Raw genomic sequence first — 15,947 nt, 5'->3', positions numbered from 1 at the left:
CCATGACGAGCAAGGAAAACACATTCGAAAACGGTGCAGCACTCGCAATAACACTTGCCACCACGGTCGCCGCCGCCCTTTCGGCAGCGGTCGCCACGCGCGGCAAGGCCTCGATCGCCGTCTCCGGCGGATCGACGCCGAAGGCCTTCTTCGATGCTCTCTCGCGCGAGGCTCTCGATTGGGAGAAGGTCACGGTCACGCTCGTCGACGAGCGCTTCGTGCCGGCCGACAATCCGCGCTCCAATCATCTTCTGGTCGCAACCCATCTTTTGAAGAACGCCGCGGCAAGGGCCCGCTTCCTGCCGCTTTTCAGCGCGGCGGCCTCGGCTGAAGAAGCCGCGGAACGTGCGACGAAAGCGGCGGCGGCACTTGCGCAACCCTTCGACGTCGTCGTGCTCGGCATGGGCAATGACGGCCACACCGCCTCCTTCTTCCCCGGCGGCAACCATCTGGCGGAGGCGCTCGACCTCTCTCTGCCCAGGCGGGTGATGACGATGGAGGCCGAAGGGGCCGGCGAAACCCGCCTCACCTTCTCCTTCTCCAGCCTTCAGGATGCCCGGCTTCTGGTGCTTCATATCGAAGGCGCGGAGAAGAAGGCCGTGCTCGACAAGGCGCTCGCCGGCAAGGACGAGGCCGAAATGCCGGTCCGCGCGGTTCTCAATCGCTCCGCCTCGCCCGTCGAGATATACTGGGCGCCCTGACGCCCTTCTTGTCGTGTCCGCACTGCCGGCAGCCCGACTGCCGGCAGGGCCGGCGCCGAGATGAGCCCGAACGGGCGTGCGATCCTCCCTTCGCGGTCCGTTCACCCGAACAGACAGGATGATATCCATGACCGCCGACAAACGCATCGAAGCCATCACCAAGCGCATCGTCGAACGCTCGAAGCCGAGTCGCGAGCGCTATCTCGACCGCGTCCGCAGCCAGATCGCCAAGGGCGTGCATCGCTCGGTGCTCTCCTGCGGCAACCTCGCCCACGGCTTCGCCGCCTGCGCGCCGTCGGAGAAGGCGGATCTCGCCGGCGACACCGTGCCCAATCTCGGGATCATCACCTCGTACAACGACATGCTCTCGGCGCATCAGCCGTTCGAGACCTTCCCCCCGATCATCCGCGAGGCGGCGCGCGAGGCCGGCGGCGTGGCGCAGGTGGCCGGCGGCGTTCCGGCCATGTGTGACGGCGTGACCCAGGGTCAGCCCGGCATGGAGCTCTCGCTCTTTTCCCGCGACCTGATCGCCATGGCCGCAGCCGTCGGTCTCTCGCACAACATGTTCGATGCGGCCGTCTATCTCGGCATTTGCGACAAGATCGTCCCGGGCCTGGCGATCGCAGCGCTGACCTTCGGCCACCTGCCGGCGGTCTTCATTCCGGCCGGACCGATGACCAGCGGCCTGCCGAACGACGAGAAGTCGCGCATCCGACAGCTCTATGCCGAAGGCAAGGTCGGCCGCGCCGAACTTCTGGAAGCGGAATCGAAATCCTATCACGGTCCCGGCACGTGCACCTTCTACGGCACGGCCAACTCCAACCAGATGCTGATGGAAATCATGGGCCTGCACATGCCGGGTGCATCCTTCGTCAATCCGAACACGCCGCTGCGCGACGCGCTGACGCGTGAAGCCGCCAAGCGGGCGCTCGCCATCACCGCTCTCGGCAACGAGTTCACCCCGGTCGGCGAGATGATCGACGAACGGTCGATCGTCAACGGCGTCGTCGGGCTGCATGCGACCGGCGGTTCCACCAACCACACCATGCACCTCGTCGCGATGGCGCGCGCCGCCGGCATCGAGCTGACCTGGCAGGACATCTCCGATCTTTCCGACATCGTGCCGCTTCTCGCCCGGGTCTACCCGAACGGCCTCGCCGACGTGAACCATTTCCATGCCGCCGGCGGCATGGGCTTCCTCATCAAGGAGCTCCTGAAGGGCGGTCTCCTGCATGAGGATGTCCGCACTGTCTACGGCCACGGGCTTGCCGCCTACACCGTCGAGCCGAGGCTGGCGGAAGACGGAACCGTTCAACGCGAGGCGACACCCGAAAAGAGCGCCGATCCGAAGGTGCTCGCCGCGATCGAGACACCGTTCCAGCCGACCGGCGGGCTCAAGATGCTCACCGGCAATCTCGGCAAGTCGGTGATCAAGATCTCCGCGGTCAAGCCCGAGCGGCACGTGATCGTGGCACCGGCGATCGTCTTCCACGACCAGCAGGAGCTGCAGGACGCCTTCAAGGCTGGCAAGCTCGACCGGGACTTCGTCGCCGTCGTCCGCTTCCAGGGCCCGCGCGCGAACGGCATGCCGGAACTGCATCGCCTCACCCCTCCGCTCGGTGTGCTGCAGGACCGCGGCCACAAGGTGGCGCTCGTCACCGACGGGCGTATGTCCGGTGCTTCGGGCAAGGTGCCGGCGGCGATCCATGTGACGCCGGAGGCGAGCAACGGCGGGCCGATCGCCAGGATCCGCAACGGCGACATGATCCGTCTGGACGCCGTCGCCGGAACGCTGGAAGTGATGGTCGACGCGGCCGAGTTCGACGCGCGCCCTCCGGTCACCATCGATCTCTCCGACAATGAATTCGGCCTCGGGCGCGAGCTTTTCGCCACCTTCCGCCGCACCGCCGGCCCCGCCGACCAGGGCGCGAGCGTCCTCTACTGAGCGTAGACGCGACGCGCTGTACGCATGAGGAAGGGCGGGCCACCCGGACCCGCCCTTCGCCTCGTCCATAAACTGATCGTCAGGCAGCGACAGCGACCGGCGTCCGCGAACGTACCCCCACCACGATGCTGAAGGCGGCGAGGATCAGCACGATCCCGCTCATGGCGTTCGTGGCCATGCCACCGCCGAAGTCGAAGATCACGCCGCCCAATCCGGCGCCGAGGCCGATCGCGAAGTTGATCGAGGCGACAAACAGGCCGCCCGCGCTTTCGGTCTCGTCGGGCACGGTGAGCGCAATCCAGCTCGACCAGGCCACCGGCACACCGCCGAAGAACAGGCCCCAGAGGACCACCACAAGGACGTCGAAGACGGGATTCGCGCCGATCGCGACGATCGCCAGCGCCAGCGTGCCCATGAGAAGCGGCGCCATCACCAGCGTCAGGCGCAGGCTCTTCTGCACGAGCTTTCCGGCCAGAAGCGTGCCGAGGAAATTGGCGACGCCGAAGCCGAGCAAAATCGTCGAGATAGAGGCGATCGAAAATCCGCTGCCGCTCTCGAGATAGGCACGAAGATAGGTGAAGAAGACGAAGTGGCCGCCGAAGACGAGGAGCACGGCCAGCATGCCGAGGCCGATGCCCGGTCGACGGAGCACCTCGACCAGTGTGCCGAGTTTTGCAGTGCCGGTCGGGCGCAGACTCGGCAGGCTCGACCATTGCGCCAGCAGGGCGACGAGCCCCAGCGCGGCGGCGAGCAGAAAGACGTCGCGCCAGCCGATGAGGTCGCCGAGATAGCTTCCCACCGGTGCCGCGAGCACGGTTGCGATCGATACACCGCTCACGAGGATGGCGAGCGCCTTCGGCACGAGTACCGGCGGAACCAGCCGCATGGTGACGGCGGTCGACATGGCCCAGAATCCGCCGAGCGCCACGCCGAGGAGCACGCGGCCGAAGAGCAGCAACGGCAAGCCTGGTGCGAAGGCGACGAACAGGTTGGAGGCGACCAGCAGCGCGGAAAAGAACATCAGCAGTTTGCGACGGTCTGTCCCGCGCGCTGCGGCGGTAATCAGCAGACTCGAGATGAACCCGAAGAGCGCGGTGGTCGTCACCGCCTGCCCCGCCGAGCCTTCGCTGATCGACAGTTCGGCGGCGATGGGAGTCAGGAGGCTCGCCGGCAGGAACTCTGCGGTCACCAGACTGAAAACACCGATCGTCATGGAGGCGACCGCGGACCAGGCCGGCACTTGCGGTCCGCCGGCGCCCCGGTCGCGGTTGGTCGTGGAAGTCATCAGTTTGTCCTTTCGCGATGGGAGGAGTTACACGGCAAAAAGCTAGGCTGGACTTTCCGGACTTTCTATGCCACATAGTCCGTTATGCTTGATCGAAAGTCCGACAATCCAAATCCGTCCGGCTTGCTCGATACGGACCTGGTCAGCGAGTTGCTGCTCGGCATGCGGCTCGTGGGCGTCGACTACCGCCGCATGGAACTCTCGCCACCTTTCGCCTATGCCTTCGGCGAGGGAGACAGCCGGGCAAAATTCATGTTCGTCGCACGTGGGTCGATTGCGCTGCGGGCGCCGAGCGGCGTGCTGCACGAGATGAAGGCGGGTGATGCGGCGCTTCTGCCGCGCGGTGGCCTTCACCTGATCGGTTCGTCACCCGACGTCTCCCAGCCCTGCACCGAGCTCGCCTCGTTGCGGCGGGAGCCTCTCTGCTCGATGGTGAGCGACATCAGGGCCTGCGACGAGAGCGCCTGCAGCGAGAAAGAGCGCGTCCTGATCTTCTCCGCCTGCATGGATTTCGATCTCGGCAGCATGCATCCGCTCGTGGCGCTGATGCCCGAGGTCATGAGGGTGGGCACGATCATGGTGCGCTATCCGGAAATCCTGCCAATGCTGGAGGCGATGGCCCGGGAGGTCAGCCAGGGCCGCGCCGGCTATGCGGGCATCCTCGCCCGCCTCGCGGATGTGGTCGCAGCCTCCATCGTCCGGGCATGGGTGGAATGCGGCTGCGGCGACGCCAGCGGATGGATTGCCGCGCTACGCGATCCGCGTCTCGGACGCGTACTGGTCGCGCTCCATCGCGAGCCCGGTCGCGACTGGACGCTTGCGGAACTGGCAAAGCTCATGGGCGCATCACGCTCCGTCTTCGCCGAACGTTTCCTTTCGGTCACAGGCGTGACGCCGGTGCGCTATCTGACCGAGCTACGCATGCGGCTTGCCGCACAGTGGATCAGCCGCGACCGCATGCCGATCGAGACTGCCGCCCATCGGCTGGGCTACGGTTCGCAGGCGGCCTTCTCACGGGCCTTCAAACGGGTGACCGGGCGTTCGCCCGGTGCGCTTGCCGGCGAGGCGCGACAGGAGCGGCCCCGCGTCGCGGTGTAATGCCTCAGAGCATCGCCATGTAGCGGTTGAGATCGGCCATCCGCGGCACGACGATGAGGGTCTTGACCTCGCCGCGCTTGAAGGCCTTCAGGAAGCGGTTGTAGTCGTCGAACACGACGCAGCCGGAGGAATCGCCCCGTACCCTCAGGAGATAGGTGTGGGTGAGAAAGCCGTCGCGACCGTACATCTTGGCGTCGCCGACTGGCGTCATGCGGATCGCCTCGATGCCGTGGAAACGTGACTCGCGCATGCGCAGGCTGTAAACATTCGGCGGCGTGGAGCCGCGGTTCTTCACGTGCACGTATTTCGGATTGTCGCGGTAGGAACCGCGGCCGGAATGGGCCTCGAGCCTCTCTCCGTTCGGCATGTGAACGACACCGGCGGAAATGTCATAGACGGCGATGCGGCTGCCGCGGCCAGGAAGTTGCGCCTTGCGGCCGAAGATCGACGGGCGGTCCTCGTCCTCCTCGATGATCGACTTCGAGGGTTTGGCGTAGGTGAGGAGCGGCGACTTGGCCGGCTTGTCTGCCGGCCTGGAGTCTTGCTCAACATCGGCCTTCGCGGCCGGCGCGGCGACCCGCGGGCGCGTCACAGGAAGAGGTCCGTCTTCTGGCAGCCCTTCGTCCATCTCCGCACCGCCGGCGAGCACTTCGCCGAAGGCGTCCTCGACGAGCGCGCTGTCGACCGTTTCGCGCGCCGAGGTGGGTGCGGCATAGGCGAGCGCCGTCAGCGCACCCGCAGCGGCAGGCACCGAGCCGGTGGTGAGTTCGTCATTGGTCGCGGCCGCGGAAGCCGTCATCTGTGCCTTGGCGAGTACCGCCTGCTCCTTCTCAAGCTCGGCAGCAAGCGCGAGTTTCGCCACGCGTTCGCCCTCGGCGCGCGCCAGAGCCTTCTTCAGGACAGCCAGCGCCTGCTCATCAGGGGACACGCGGGCCCGCGACCAGTCCAGACGGTCCGACTTGTCGACAGAGGCGAGGCTCATCGCGTCCGGAAGAACGGCGAATTCGGCATCGTCAGTGCGGGCGACGGCCGCGGCGATCCGCATCTTTGCCGCTTCGATGACGGCCGGCGCTGCCGGCCGGGAGGTCTTGGAAGGTGCGGCGGCGGCAAGCGCGGGATCGTGGAGCATGAGCGCTAGACCCGCTCTCGTGCCGTGCCGGTATGCGACATCGTCGGAACCGCCCATCGTGTGGACCGTCGCGATGACAGCGGTGGTCCAGAGCGCCGTCACCGTGCCGGCGCTCAGCAATCCGGCGACGACGAGAGACTTGCGCGACAGACCGCGGCTTCGAGGGGCACTGTTTTGATGGCGAGGCAACTCACGCGACGACGACATACTCTTACTCGCTACCGGACACAAAACTCATCCGCCGCTCCTGCCCAGCAACTTTGCCGAATTGATGATCCGGTTGTGGCCAAAGGGGGGCGGCGTCTTTCGAACAAGCTAAACTATGAAGAAAGTTGGTAACCAAGAGGTTTACGCCCTGCGAAGAACTGTGCCGCGGCTGAAAAAGGCGACACAGGCGCAGATAGGCCCGGAAAAACAGAAAGGCCGTGCACCGGCACGGCCTCCTACACGTTCATGGTCTTCTTCCGTCGAAACGGACAGGCACTCACCACGAGCGTATGTCGAGCACCTTGTCGCGATGGGCCGGATGGGTCGAGAAGACGAAGATGCGATCGAGTTCCTTCTCCGACAGCAGGCGAAGGAAACGCACTTCGATCGTGTTGTTGACGAAGACCTTCATGAGGACACAGCCGATCTTCGAGATCCGTGCATCCGGGATATCGAGGTAAAACTGCTGCGGCAGGGTGTACTGCGTAAGCAGGCCGAGGATGGCGCTGCTGCGGGAAATCCTGATGACGTCACAGCGGCGCGACGCCATGTGCATGACGCCCTTCTCGGTATACTCGATGCGCGCCGCATTGCGGGTGTCTTCCATGCGGAACCGCCCTTCGCGGTCGTACATGAAGGATTCTTCCCGTTGCAGGTAGTTCGTGCTACCCGAAAAGCTTCCCATCTCGGTTCCCCTTCCACGTCGTCTGATGGAAAAGTAGCCCTTCGGGATTTAACAGAACGTGACATAACAGAGGCTCAAACCTGCATTCCGCCCGGGTTCTGCATCATGGCAAACGAGAGGTTAACGGCCGATGGTCAACCCTTGTAATAGCTGTGCCCGCTCTCGTCGAAGAGATGCAGTTTCGCCCGGTCTGCGGCAAAGCGTAGGGTCTCGCCCTTCTTGACGTCAGCCACGCCCGGCAGCTTGACCGTGATCGGTTCAGCTTCGACAGGACCGTCGACGTAGAGCAGTGTCACCTCGCCGAGCGCTTCGACGAGACTGACGGTCCCCTCGAAAAGCTGGTTGCCGCCATTGGCGATGCTGAGGTCCTCCGGCCGCACGCCGAAGCTCGCCTGCTTTCCCTTGTCGGAGGCCGGCGTCTCGATATCGACCGAAACCGTGCTGCCGTCCTTGAGCGTGATCGTCGTCGTCTTGCCGGTTTCCAGGATCGTCGCCGGCATGATGTTCATGGCCGGCGAGCCGATGAACCGCGCGACGAAAAGGTTGGCCGGACGCTCGTAAAGTTCGAGCGGGGCGCCGACCTGCTCGATACGGCCGGCCGACAGCACGACGATGCGGTCGGCAAGCGTCATGGCCTCGACCTGGTCGTGGGTGACGTAGATCATCGTGGTATCCGGCATGCTCTCGTTGAGCTTGGCGATCTCGATGCGGGTTGCCACGCGCAATGCCGCATCGAGGTTCGACAGCGGCTCGTCGAAGAGGAAGACCTTGGGGTCGCGGCAGATCGCCCGGCCGATCGCGACACGCTGGCGCTGGCCGCCGGAGAGTGCCTTCGGCAGCCGGTCGAGATAGGGGCCGAGCTGCAGGATATCGGCGGCCGCACGCACCCGGCGGTCAATCTCGTCGCGAGGGAGGCCGGCGATCCGCATGCCGAAGGCCATGTTCTCGTAGACCGTCATGTGGGGATAGAGCGCATAGGACTGGAAGACCATGGCGATGCCGCGCTTCGATGGCGGGACGTCGTTGACGATCTGATCGTCGATCATGAGTTCGCCGGAGGTCACATCCTCCAGCCCGGCGATCATGCGCAAGAGGGTCGACTTGCCGCAACCCGACGGCCCGACAAAGACGATGAATTCGCCCTGTTCGATCTCCAGGTCGATGCCGTGCAGGACTTTGACCTGCCCGTAATTCTTGCGGATATCCTTCAGAACGAGACCTGCCATGTTCTCCCCTCTCTCTGTCAACCACGACGCGCGAAGAACGCGCCCCAGGCCGGAAGCCTGATATTGCCATCGATGACTTCGGCTGCGAAGCCGTGCCCTTCGAGCGCCGTCCAGCGGCCGGCCGGCGTGGCCAGCATTGCCGGTTCCGAGCTCATGTTGAACGCGCAGAGGACGGTTTCGTCGCCGAGAATGCGGCTGTAGACGAGCGCCGTCTCGCCAACGCTGTGGAACTCGATCGCGCCCTTGGCGAGCGCCGGATGGCTACGCCGGAAGGCGAGGAAGCGGCGATACTGCTCGAGCACCGAATCCTCCCTGCCCTCCTGTATGCTCACGGCGTTCAGAACGTGCTCGAGCGGGATCGGCAGCCAGGTCTTGGAAGCGGTCGAAAAACCTGCCTGAGCTGCGAGATTGTCCCAGACCATCGGCGTGCGGCAGCCGTCGCGGCCCTTGAACTCTGGCCAGAACTCGATGCCGTAAGGGTCCTGCAGGTCCTCGAAGGCGATGTCGGCTTCGGTGAGACCCAGTTCCTCGCCCTGGTAGATGCAGACCGAGCCGCGCTGGGTCATCAGGATCGCCGCCATCAGCTTGGCGAACGCGGTACGGTCGGCGACGTCGGCACCCCAGCGGCTAACGTGACGCACCACATCGTGATTGGAGAACGCCCAGCAAGCCCACCCCTCCGGCGCGGCGAGCGCGAATGCCTTCTGGGTCTCGGCGATCACCTTGGGCGTCAGCGGCTCGGGAGCCAGGAACTCGAAGGCATAGCACATCTGCATCTTGTCGTTGCCGGAAGTGTATTGCCCGACGATCTCCAGGCCGTACTGGCTGTCGCCCACTTCGCCGACGGCCGCGATCGCCGGATACTCCTCGAGCAGCGCACGGAAACGCTTCAGGAATTCGAGGTTCTCGGGCTGGTTCTTGTCGTGGATATGGTCCTGGAAATTGTAAGGATTGACCGCCGGCGCGGTCGAGGCGTTGCGCCGCTCCGGCGCAAGCGGCGGGTTATCGCGCAGCAGCTTGTCGTGGAAATAGAAGTTGATGGTGTCGAGGCGGAAGCCGTCCACGCCCCGCTGCAGCCAGAAGCGGGTGGCGTCGAGCACCGCGTCCTGGACCTGCGGGTTGTGCATGTTGAGGTCCGGCTGCGAGGTCAGGAAGTTGTGCATGTAATACTGCATGCGGGTCGGGTCCCACTGCCACGCGGACCCGCCGAAGATCGACAGCCAGTTGTTCGGCGGCGTGCCGTCCGGCTTCGGATCCGACCAGACATACCAGTCGGATTTCGCATTGATGCGGCTCGAACGGCTTTCGACGAACCAGGGATGCTGGTCGGACGTGTGCGAGATGACGAGGTCGATCATCACCCTGATCCCGAGGCGATGGGCCTCGGCGATCATCGCGTCGAAATCGGCCAGCGATCCGAACATCGGATCGACGTCGGTGTAGTTCGAGACGTCGTAGCCGAAATCCTTCATAGGCGAGGTGAAGAAGGGCGAAATCCAGATGGCGTCGGCGCCGAGCGCTGCGATATGCGGCAGACGCGCGGTGATCCCCTTGAGATCGCCGATCCCGTCGCCGTTGGAGTCCTGGTAGGAACGCGGATAGATCTGGTAGATCACCGCGCCACGCCACCAGTCCTTGTCGGGCGAAAGCGTCGCCTCAGTCATTGCTGTCATGTCTGTTCCTTCTGGATTGTACAAATCGGCCGCCGCTCCTCAGCCGCCCTTGACCGAGCCCGCGAGCAGGCCGCGGACGAGGTAGCGCTGCAGGCTGAAGAAGACGAGAAGCGGCACGATGATCGTGATGAAGGCGGAGGCCGTGAGGATCTCCCACTTGCCGCCGCGCGAACCGAGCAGGTTCACCAGGCGCCCCGTCAGCACCAGTTCGTCATTGCCGGTGCCGAGAAAGACCATCGCCACGAGAAGGTCGTTCCAGGTCCAGAGGAACTGGAAGATCGCGAAGGAGGCGAGCGCCGGATAGGAGAGCGGCAGGACGATCTTCGTGAAGATCGTGAAATCGGATGCGCCGTCGACGCGGGCCGACTCCATGATCTCGCGCGGCAGACCGGCGATGTAGTTGCGAAGCAAATAGATCGCGAGCGGAAGACCGAAGCCCATATGGGCGAGCCAGATGCCGAAGTAACCCTTGGACGATATCCCGAAGAAGGCCCCCACCTCGTTGTACATTTTGAGGAGAGGAATGAGCGACATCTGCAGCGGTACGACGAGAAGGCCGACGATCACGGCGAGGATCAGCGATCTCCCGGGAAACTGCATCCAAGCGAGCGCGTAGGCGGCGAAGGCGGCGACCAGGATCGGAATGATGGTCGAGGGGATGGCGACCGTCAGCGAGTTGAGGAAGGAGGCGCCGATGCCTTCCGCAGAGAGAACCGTCCGGTAATTGTCGAGCGTGAAGCGCGGCGGCACCGCGGCCTTGAAGAAGATGCGGTCGCCGCGCGACCCCTCGAAGGCGGTCGCGGATTCGATGCGGAAGTCACCATTCTCCTGCACCGTGAGCTTGCTACCGTCGTTGCGTTCGGCGGCCTGGCCCGGCTCAAATTCGGCCGGCCTGTTGATGTTGGTGCCGAAAGCCGACACCATGCCGGCATTGCCTTCGAAAACGTTGCCAGAAATCACGTAGACGCCGTTCTCCTGCACCTGCGCGCTGGGCGGCGGCGCGCGGTAGATGGCGTTCTGGCTCGACGTGGAAAGCGCTGTCCACCAGCCGGACGCGACGATCTGGTCCTTGTCACGGATGGCGGAGATGAAGAGACCTGCCGTCGGCAAGGTCCAGAGCACGACGAGGAAGACGACCGACAGGTGGACGAACCAGGTGAGCGGGGATCGGATGCTGCCTGCATGCATGTCAACGACCCTCCATCTCACGCCGGGCATTGCGGATGTTCCAGATCATGATCGGCACGACCATGACCATGATGACGACGGCAATCGAGGCGCCGCGGCCGAAGTCGCCGCCACCTCGGAACATCCAGTCGAACATCAGGTTCGCAAGCACCTGCGTCTGCCACTGGCCGTTGGTCATCGCCAGCACGATATCGAAAACCTTGAGGACGAGGATCGTGATGGTCGTCCAGACGACGGCGATCGTGCCCCAGATCTGCGGCACCTTGATCCGGATGAAGATCTGCCACGGATTGGCACCATCGATGACGGCGGCCTCGATTGTCTCCTCGGGAATGCCGCGCAGTGCGGCGGAGAGCAGCACCATGGCGAAGCCCGTCTGGATCCAGACGAGAATGACCATCAGAAAGAAATTGTTCCAGAAGGGCAGCGTGATCCATATCTGCGGGTCGCCGCCCAGTGCCACGACGATGGCGTTCAGGATGCCGATCTGCTCTGCTCCAACGTCACGGTAGTCGTACACGAACTTCCAGATGACCGAGGCACCGACGAAGGAGATCGCCATCGGCATGAAGATCAGCGACTTGGCGATGTTGCCCCACCAGATGCGGTCGGTCAGCGCCGCGATGATCAGGCCGAACAGCGTCGACGCCGCGGGCACCACGAGCAGCCACAGGATGTTGTTGAAGATCGACTGGCGGAACTCGGCGTCGTTCAACATCCAGCGATAGTTGGCGAGCCCGACGAAGTTCTCGCCGGCACGGTCGTGAAGAGAATACACGACCGACGAAAACACCGGATAGATGAGGTAGACGGTCAGCGAGACAAGTGCCGGCCCGAGGAAGAGCCAGGGGCGCACCATGCCGGCGCGGCGCAGGTTGCGCGAAGCGCGCACCGTATCGGGGATATTCGCGGGGAAGATGAGGTCGAGCAACAGGTTCGACCCGTAGAAATAGCCCAATGCGGCCGCCACCCCGATGGCGATCGTCACAGAGGCATAGAGCAGCTGTTCCAAGAAGTCCCCTCCCGGCGAGACGTCGACTGTTTACGCGACGCCGTGCGCTGGCGGCCGGCGTCGCGATCGGTTCGACAAACCTTATTTCAGGCCGTCCCAGGCCTTCTGGATGCCTTCGGCGACATCCTGCGCGGACTTGCCGCCGGTGTAGTCGACCATGCCGGTCCAGAAGGCGCCCGCGCCGATCTTGCCGGGCATCAGGTCGGAGCCGTCGAAGCGGAAGGTCGTGGCGCTGAGGAGGATGTCCCCCTGCTTGCTCATCGGCGCATTCGCATAGGCAGCCTTGTTGGCGCCCTTGAACGGCGTGAGGAAGCTCGACTGCGCCATCCACAGTTCATGGGCGATTGGGGTCTTCAGGAAGTCGAAGAAGACGCGTGCTGCCGGGCTGTCCTTGGTGAGGATAGCCAGCGTGCCGGCACCGAGCACCGGATTGCCGAGATCCTTCTTGGACTCGTAGGGCGGCATATAGAAGAAGTCCGCGTCCTCACCGACCACAGTGCCTTCCGGGAAGAACGACGGAATGAACGAAGCCTGGTGGTGCAGGTAGCACTTCGGCGGCGAGGTGAAGAGGCCCTTCGGGCTGTCGCGGAAGTCGGTCGAGGCGACTGCGGCAGCACCGCCGTCGACGAACTTGTCGTTCCTCGCGAACCAGCCGAACTCCTCGATCGCGCCGATGACGGCCGGATCGGTGAACTTGATCTCATTGGACACCCACTTGTCGTAGACGTCGGCAGGCTGGGTGCGCAGCATCAGGTCCTCGACCCAGTCCGTCGCCGGCCAGCCGGTCGCGCCGCCGGAACCGAGCCCGATGCACCACGGTGTGCCGCCGTCGGCGACGATCTTCTCGGTCAGCGCCTTCAGCTCTTCCATGGTCTTCGGCACTTCGTAGCCGGCATCCTCGAAGTTCTCTGGGACGTACCAGACCAGCGACTTCACGTCGATTTTATAGGGAAAGGCATAGATGGCAGCCTTGCCGTCCTTTCCCTTGTACGTCGAAAGATCGACCCAGGACTGGCCGGCGGCGTAGTTGTCGAGAAGCCACTGCTTGTTCTCTTCGCCGAGCGGCACAAGGTAGCCCTTGGAGGAAAGGTCGGCGATCAGGCCCGGCTGCGGCAGGATGGCGATGTTCGGCGGGCTGCCGGCTTGGGTGTCGATGACGATCTGCTGCTCGTAGTTCTCCGAGGAGGAATATTTCACGTCGATGCCGGTGGCGTCCTCGAAATAGGCGAGAATGCTTTCGAAGAGCGTCTGGTCCTCACCACGCCAGGGTCCGAAGATGGTGAGCGTCTCCCCCTTCAGGTCGTGGCCCTTCTTGAACTCCTCGAAGCTCGCCCAGTTGAATTTGCTGTCTTCGCCGGGCTTGAATTTCAGGTCCGCGGCGAGCGCAGACGCGGCAGTGAGGGCGAGTGCAGCGACGCCCAGCATAAAGGCCTTTTTCATGTGATTTTACCTCCCATCACACATTCCGCCGGTCGGACCGACGGGCCAAATTATCAATAAGCGGGTCATTCAAAGCGCTTTGGCTTCTCCTCATGTCACTTTGCTGGAAAAAGAGTCAAGCGCTTTTCACCACGCCGGCTCCTGACTGCACGTGATTTCACGACCCCTCAAACAACCCGAGATTGCCCTTTTATTTTCTTGTTGTCAGCCCCCGACCTGCTGCTAAATAGGCCGAGCGCTGCGGCGGGCCGACCCCTTGTCCGGCCGACGCGGACAGCGCCTGGGAGGAGTGGCGGACGGTGAACCTCAAGCAACTGTCGGAACTTCTCGGCTTGTCGCAGACAACGATCAGCCGGGCGATCAACGGCTATCCCGAGGTCAACGAGGAGACGCGAAAGCGCGTACTCAAGGCGGCCGAAGAGACCGGCTATCGCCCGAACCGTGCCGCCCAGCGGCTTGCGACCGGGCGAGCGGGGTCGATCGGCCTCGTGATGCCGGCTGCTCCCGGGCATGCCTCCGACGTGCATTTCGGCGAATTCTTGTCCGGCATCGGCGAGGAAGCGCTGAAGCACGACTTCCATTTCGTCATTATGCCCGCCCATCCGCGGGAAGAAGAACAGGCCATCCGCTGGCTGGTGGCGAGCGGCAGCGTCGACGGGTACTACCTCGCCTACATGCGCGAGAAAGATCCGCGCATAGCCATGGCGAAATCGCTGCGCGTGCCGTTCCTCATCCACGGCCGTTCGCACGGCATCGAGGAGGATTATCCCTATCTCGACGTCGACAACGAGGGCGCCTTCCGGGACGCGACCGACCTCCTGCTCGATCTCGGCCACCGGCGGATCGCACTTCTCAACGGGCCGCGGGATCTGGATTTCGCCATTCGCCGCAAACTGGGCACCAAGGCGGCGCTCAAGGCGCGTGGTCTCTCGCTCGACCCTGCCCTCACACGTCACACGGCGATGACTGACGAACAGGGCTTCCGGCAGATGTCAGCGCTGCTGCAGGAACAGGATCCGCCGACGGCGGTGCTGTGCGCCAGCACCGTGCTGGCGCTCGGTGCGGTCCGGGCAATCAATCTCGCCGGCCTCCGGCTCGGGCACGACATCTCGCTTGTCGCCCATGACGACGTCCTGCCGCTTCTCAAGCCGGAGAATTTCACGGTGCCGCTGACGACCACCCGTTCGTCACTGCGGGCCGCCGGCATCCGCATCGCCGAGCGGCTGATCGCGCAGATCAAGCGGACGGAACCGCAGCCCGCGGAGCAGGAACTCTGGAAGGCGGACCTCGTCATCCGCGCCTCGACCGGACCGGCGCCGCGCTGAGCGCCGGTAAGACCGGGACTATGGTGTCAGAATTTCGGCGCCGGCTTGCCTTCCGCCCGGTAGGCGGCGATCACCGTGTTGGCCATCAGCATGGCGATCGTCATCGGCCCGACGCCGCCGGGAACCGGCGAGATCGCACCGGCGACCGCCGCGCATTCCGGGAAGGCGACGTCGCCAACGAGGCGTGTCCTGCCCTCGCCCCGCTCCGGTGCGGCAATGCGGTTGATGCCAACGTCAATCACCGTCGCGCCGGGCTTCACCCAGTCCGCCTTGACCATCTCGGGTCGGCCGACGGCGGCCACCAGGATATCCGCGTTGCGGGCAAGGGCCGGGAGATCGCGGCTGCGCGAATGGGCAATGGTGACGGTCGCGTTGGCGGCAAGCAGGAGCTGGGCCATCGGCTTGCCGAAGAGGTTCGACCGGCCGATGACAAGCGCGTTGAGGCCGGAAAGATCGCGGCCATGGATCGAGCGGACGAGGATCATGGCACCCGCCGGCGTGCAGGAAACGAGCCCGGTATCGCTGTCTCCGGTCGCGAGCTTGCCGGCGTTGACGACATGCAGACCGTCAACATCCTTCTCTGGCAGGATCGACTGGATGACCTTTTCCGAATCGAGATGCTTCGGCAGCGGCAACTGGACAAGCACACCATGCACCGACGGATCGGCATTGAGCTCCGCCACCAGCGCCAAAAGCGCTTCCTGGGTCGTTTCCTCGGGAAGTGTGTGCTGGACCGAGGTGAAGCCGCACTCCTTCGCCATCCGGCTCTTGGAAGCGACATAGGTCTGGCTTGCGGGATCGGTGCCGACCAGGACGACGGCCAGTCCTGGCCGCCTGCCGGTATCTTTTTCCAGATCCGTCGCCGCCTTCGTCACAGCCTCGATGACCGAAGCTGCCGCCTTCTTGCCGTCAATAACCGTCGTCACGCTGATCCCCTTCACGTTGGTTCGCTGCCGGCAAAGCTAGCGTCCGGGAAGTAGCGCTGTTTGCCTGTGTCCGCCCTATGGTGTCAAAAAACGGCAATTGCAAGCGG

13 protein-coding genes are annotated in these 15,947 nt (G+C 64.2%); 4 read left to right on the top strand and 9 right to left on the bottom strand.

Going from position 1 to position 15,947, the window contains the following annotated elements:
* The first annotated feature begins 2 nt into the window (after positions 1–2).
* Positions 3–701 (top strand): 6-phosphogluconolactonase, encoded by a 699-nt coding sequence (gene pgl, locus ACM6UT_RS14325; RefSeq protein WP_416798020.1) that lies wholly within the window; start codon positions 3–5, stop codon positions 699–701.
* Positions 702–828: 127 nt separating this feature from the next.
* Entirely contained in the window at positions 829–2,646 is a 1,818-nt protein-coding gene (gene edd / locus ACM6UT_RS14320; RefSeq protein WP_416798019.1) for a phosphogluconate dehydratase, read from the top strand.
* 79 nt (positions 2,647–2,725) lie between these two features.
* On the opposite strand, the gene ACM6UT_RS14315 is transcribed toward edd, so the two are convergent.
* Positions 2,726–3,931: an MFS transporter gene (locus ACM6UT_RS14315; protein WP_416798018.1), complete on the bottom strand. Its 1,206-nt coding sequence runs from the start codon at positions 3,929–3,931 to the stop codon at positions 2,726–2,728.
* 84 nt (positions 3,932–4,015) lie between these two features.
* Between ACM6UT_RS14315 and ACM6UT_RS14310 the strand changes: the two genes are divergently transcribed.
* Positions 4,016–5,029 (top strand): AraC family transcriptional regulator, encoded by a 1,014-nt coding sequence (locus ACM6UT_RS14310; protein WP_416798017.1) that lies wholly within the window; start codon positions 4,016–4,018, stop codon positions 5,027–5,029.
* A 4-nt stretch (positions 5,030–5,033) separates the two neighbouring features.
* Here the strand turns inward: ACM6UT_RS14310 and ACM6UT_RS14305 are convergent, their stop codons facing one another.
* The 7 genes from ACM6UT_RS14305 to ACM6UT_RS14275 form a co-directional block, all read right to left on the bottom strand.
* On the bottom strand, positions 5,034–6,365 hold the full coding sequence (locus ACM6UT_RS14305; protein ID WP_416798016.1) for a tlde1 domain-containing protein: 1,332 nt from the start codon (positions 6,363–6,365) through the stop codon (positions 5,034–5,036).
* Positions 6,366–6,642: 277 nt separating this feature from the next.
* Positions 6,643–7,050, bottom strand: a complete 408-nt coding sequence (locus tag ACM6UT_RS14300; RefSeq protein WP_416798015.1) for a hypothetical protein — start codon at positions 7,048–7,050, stop codon at positions 6,643–6,645.
* A 134-nt stretch (positions 7,051–7,184) separates the two neighbouring features.
* Positions 7,185–8,276, bottom strand: coding sequence for an ABC transporter ATP-binding protein (locus ACM6UT_RS14295; RefSeq protein WP_416798014.1), 1,092 nt, complete (start codon positions 8,274–8,276; stop codon positions 7,185–7,187).
* A gap of 17 nt (positions 8,277–8,293) precedes the next feature.
* The gene (bglA, locus tag ACM6UT_RS14290) at positions 8,294–9,949 is read right to left on the bottom strand and encodes a beta-galactosidase BglA (protein WP_416798013.1); all 1,656 of its coding nucleotides are present in this window, start codon (positions 9,947–9,949) and stop codon (positions 8,294–8,296) included.
* Between the two features lie 39 nt (positions 9,950–9,988).
* Positions 9,989–11,137, bottom strand: a complete 1,149-nt coding sequence (locus ACM6UT_RS14285; protein ID WP_416798012.1) for a carbohydrate ABC transporter permease — start codon at positions 11,135–11,137, stop codon at positions 9,989–9,991.
* A gap of 1 nt (position 11,138) precedes the next feature.
* Positions 11,139–12,149 carry a carbohydrate ABC transporter permease gene (locus tag ACM6UT_RS14280; protein WP_416798011.1) on the bottom strand — a complete coding sequence of 337 codons (1,011 nt, stop codon included), beginning with the start codon at positions 12,147–12,149 and terminating at the stop codon, positions 11,139–11,141.
* 81 nt (positions 12,150–12,230) lie between these two features.
* Positions 12,231–13,589, bottom strand: a complete 1,359-nt coding sequence (locus ACM6UT_RS14275; protein ID WP_416798010.1) for an ABC transporter substrate-binding protein — start codon at positions 13,587–13,589, stop codon at positions 12,231–12,233.
* A gap of 299 nt (positions 13,590–13,888) precedes the next feature.
* Here ACM6UT_RS14275 and ACM6UT_RS14270 point away from each other — a divergent pair, with 299 nt between their 5' ends.
* Positions 13,889–14,914, top strand: a complete 1,026-nt coding sequence (locus tag ACM6UT_RS14270; protein ID WP_416798009.1) for a LacI family DNA-binding transcriptional regulator — start codon at positions 13,889–13,891, stop codon at positions 14,912–14,914.
* A gap of 26 nt (positions 14,915–14,940) precedes the next feature.
* Here ACM6UT_RS14270 and folD read toward each other — a convergent pair whose 3' ends face one another.
* The gene (folD, locus tag ACM6UT_RS14265) at positions 14,941–15,840 is read right to left on the bottom strand and encodes a bifunctional methylenetetrahydrofolate dehydrogenase/methenyltetrahydrofolate cyclohydrolase FolD (RefSeq protein ID WP_416798008.1); all 900 of its coding nucleotides are present in this window, start codon (positions 15,838–15,840) and stop codon (positions 14,941–14,943) included.
* Positions 15,841–15,947 lie beyond the last annotated feature (107 nt).

It is taken from the genome of Ciceribacter azotifigens (genome assembly GCF_048159625.1).
GTDB lineage: Bacteria > Pseudomonadota > Alphaproteobacteria > Rhizobiales > Rhizobiaceae > Allorhizobium > Allorhizobium azotifigens.
The sequence above is the reverse complement of the archived record's forward strand: the minus strand, read 5'-3'. Positions and strand labels throughout refer to the sequence as shown.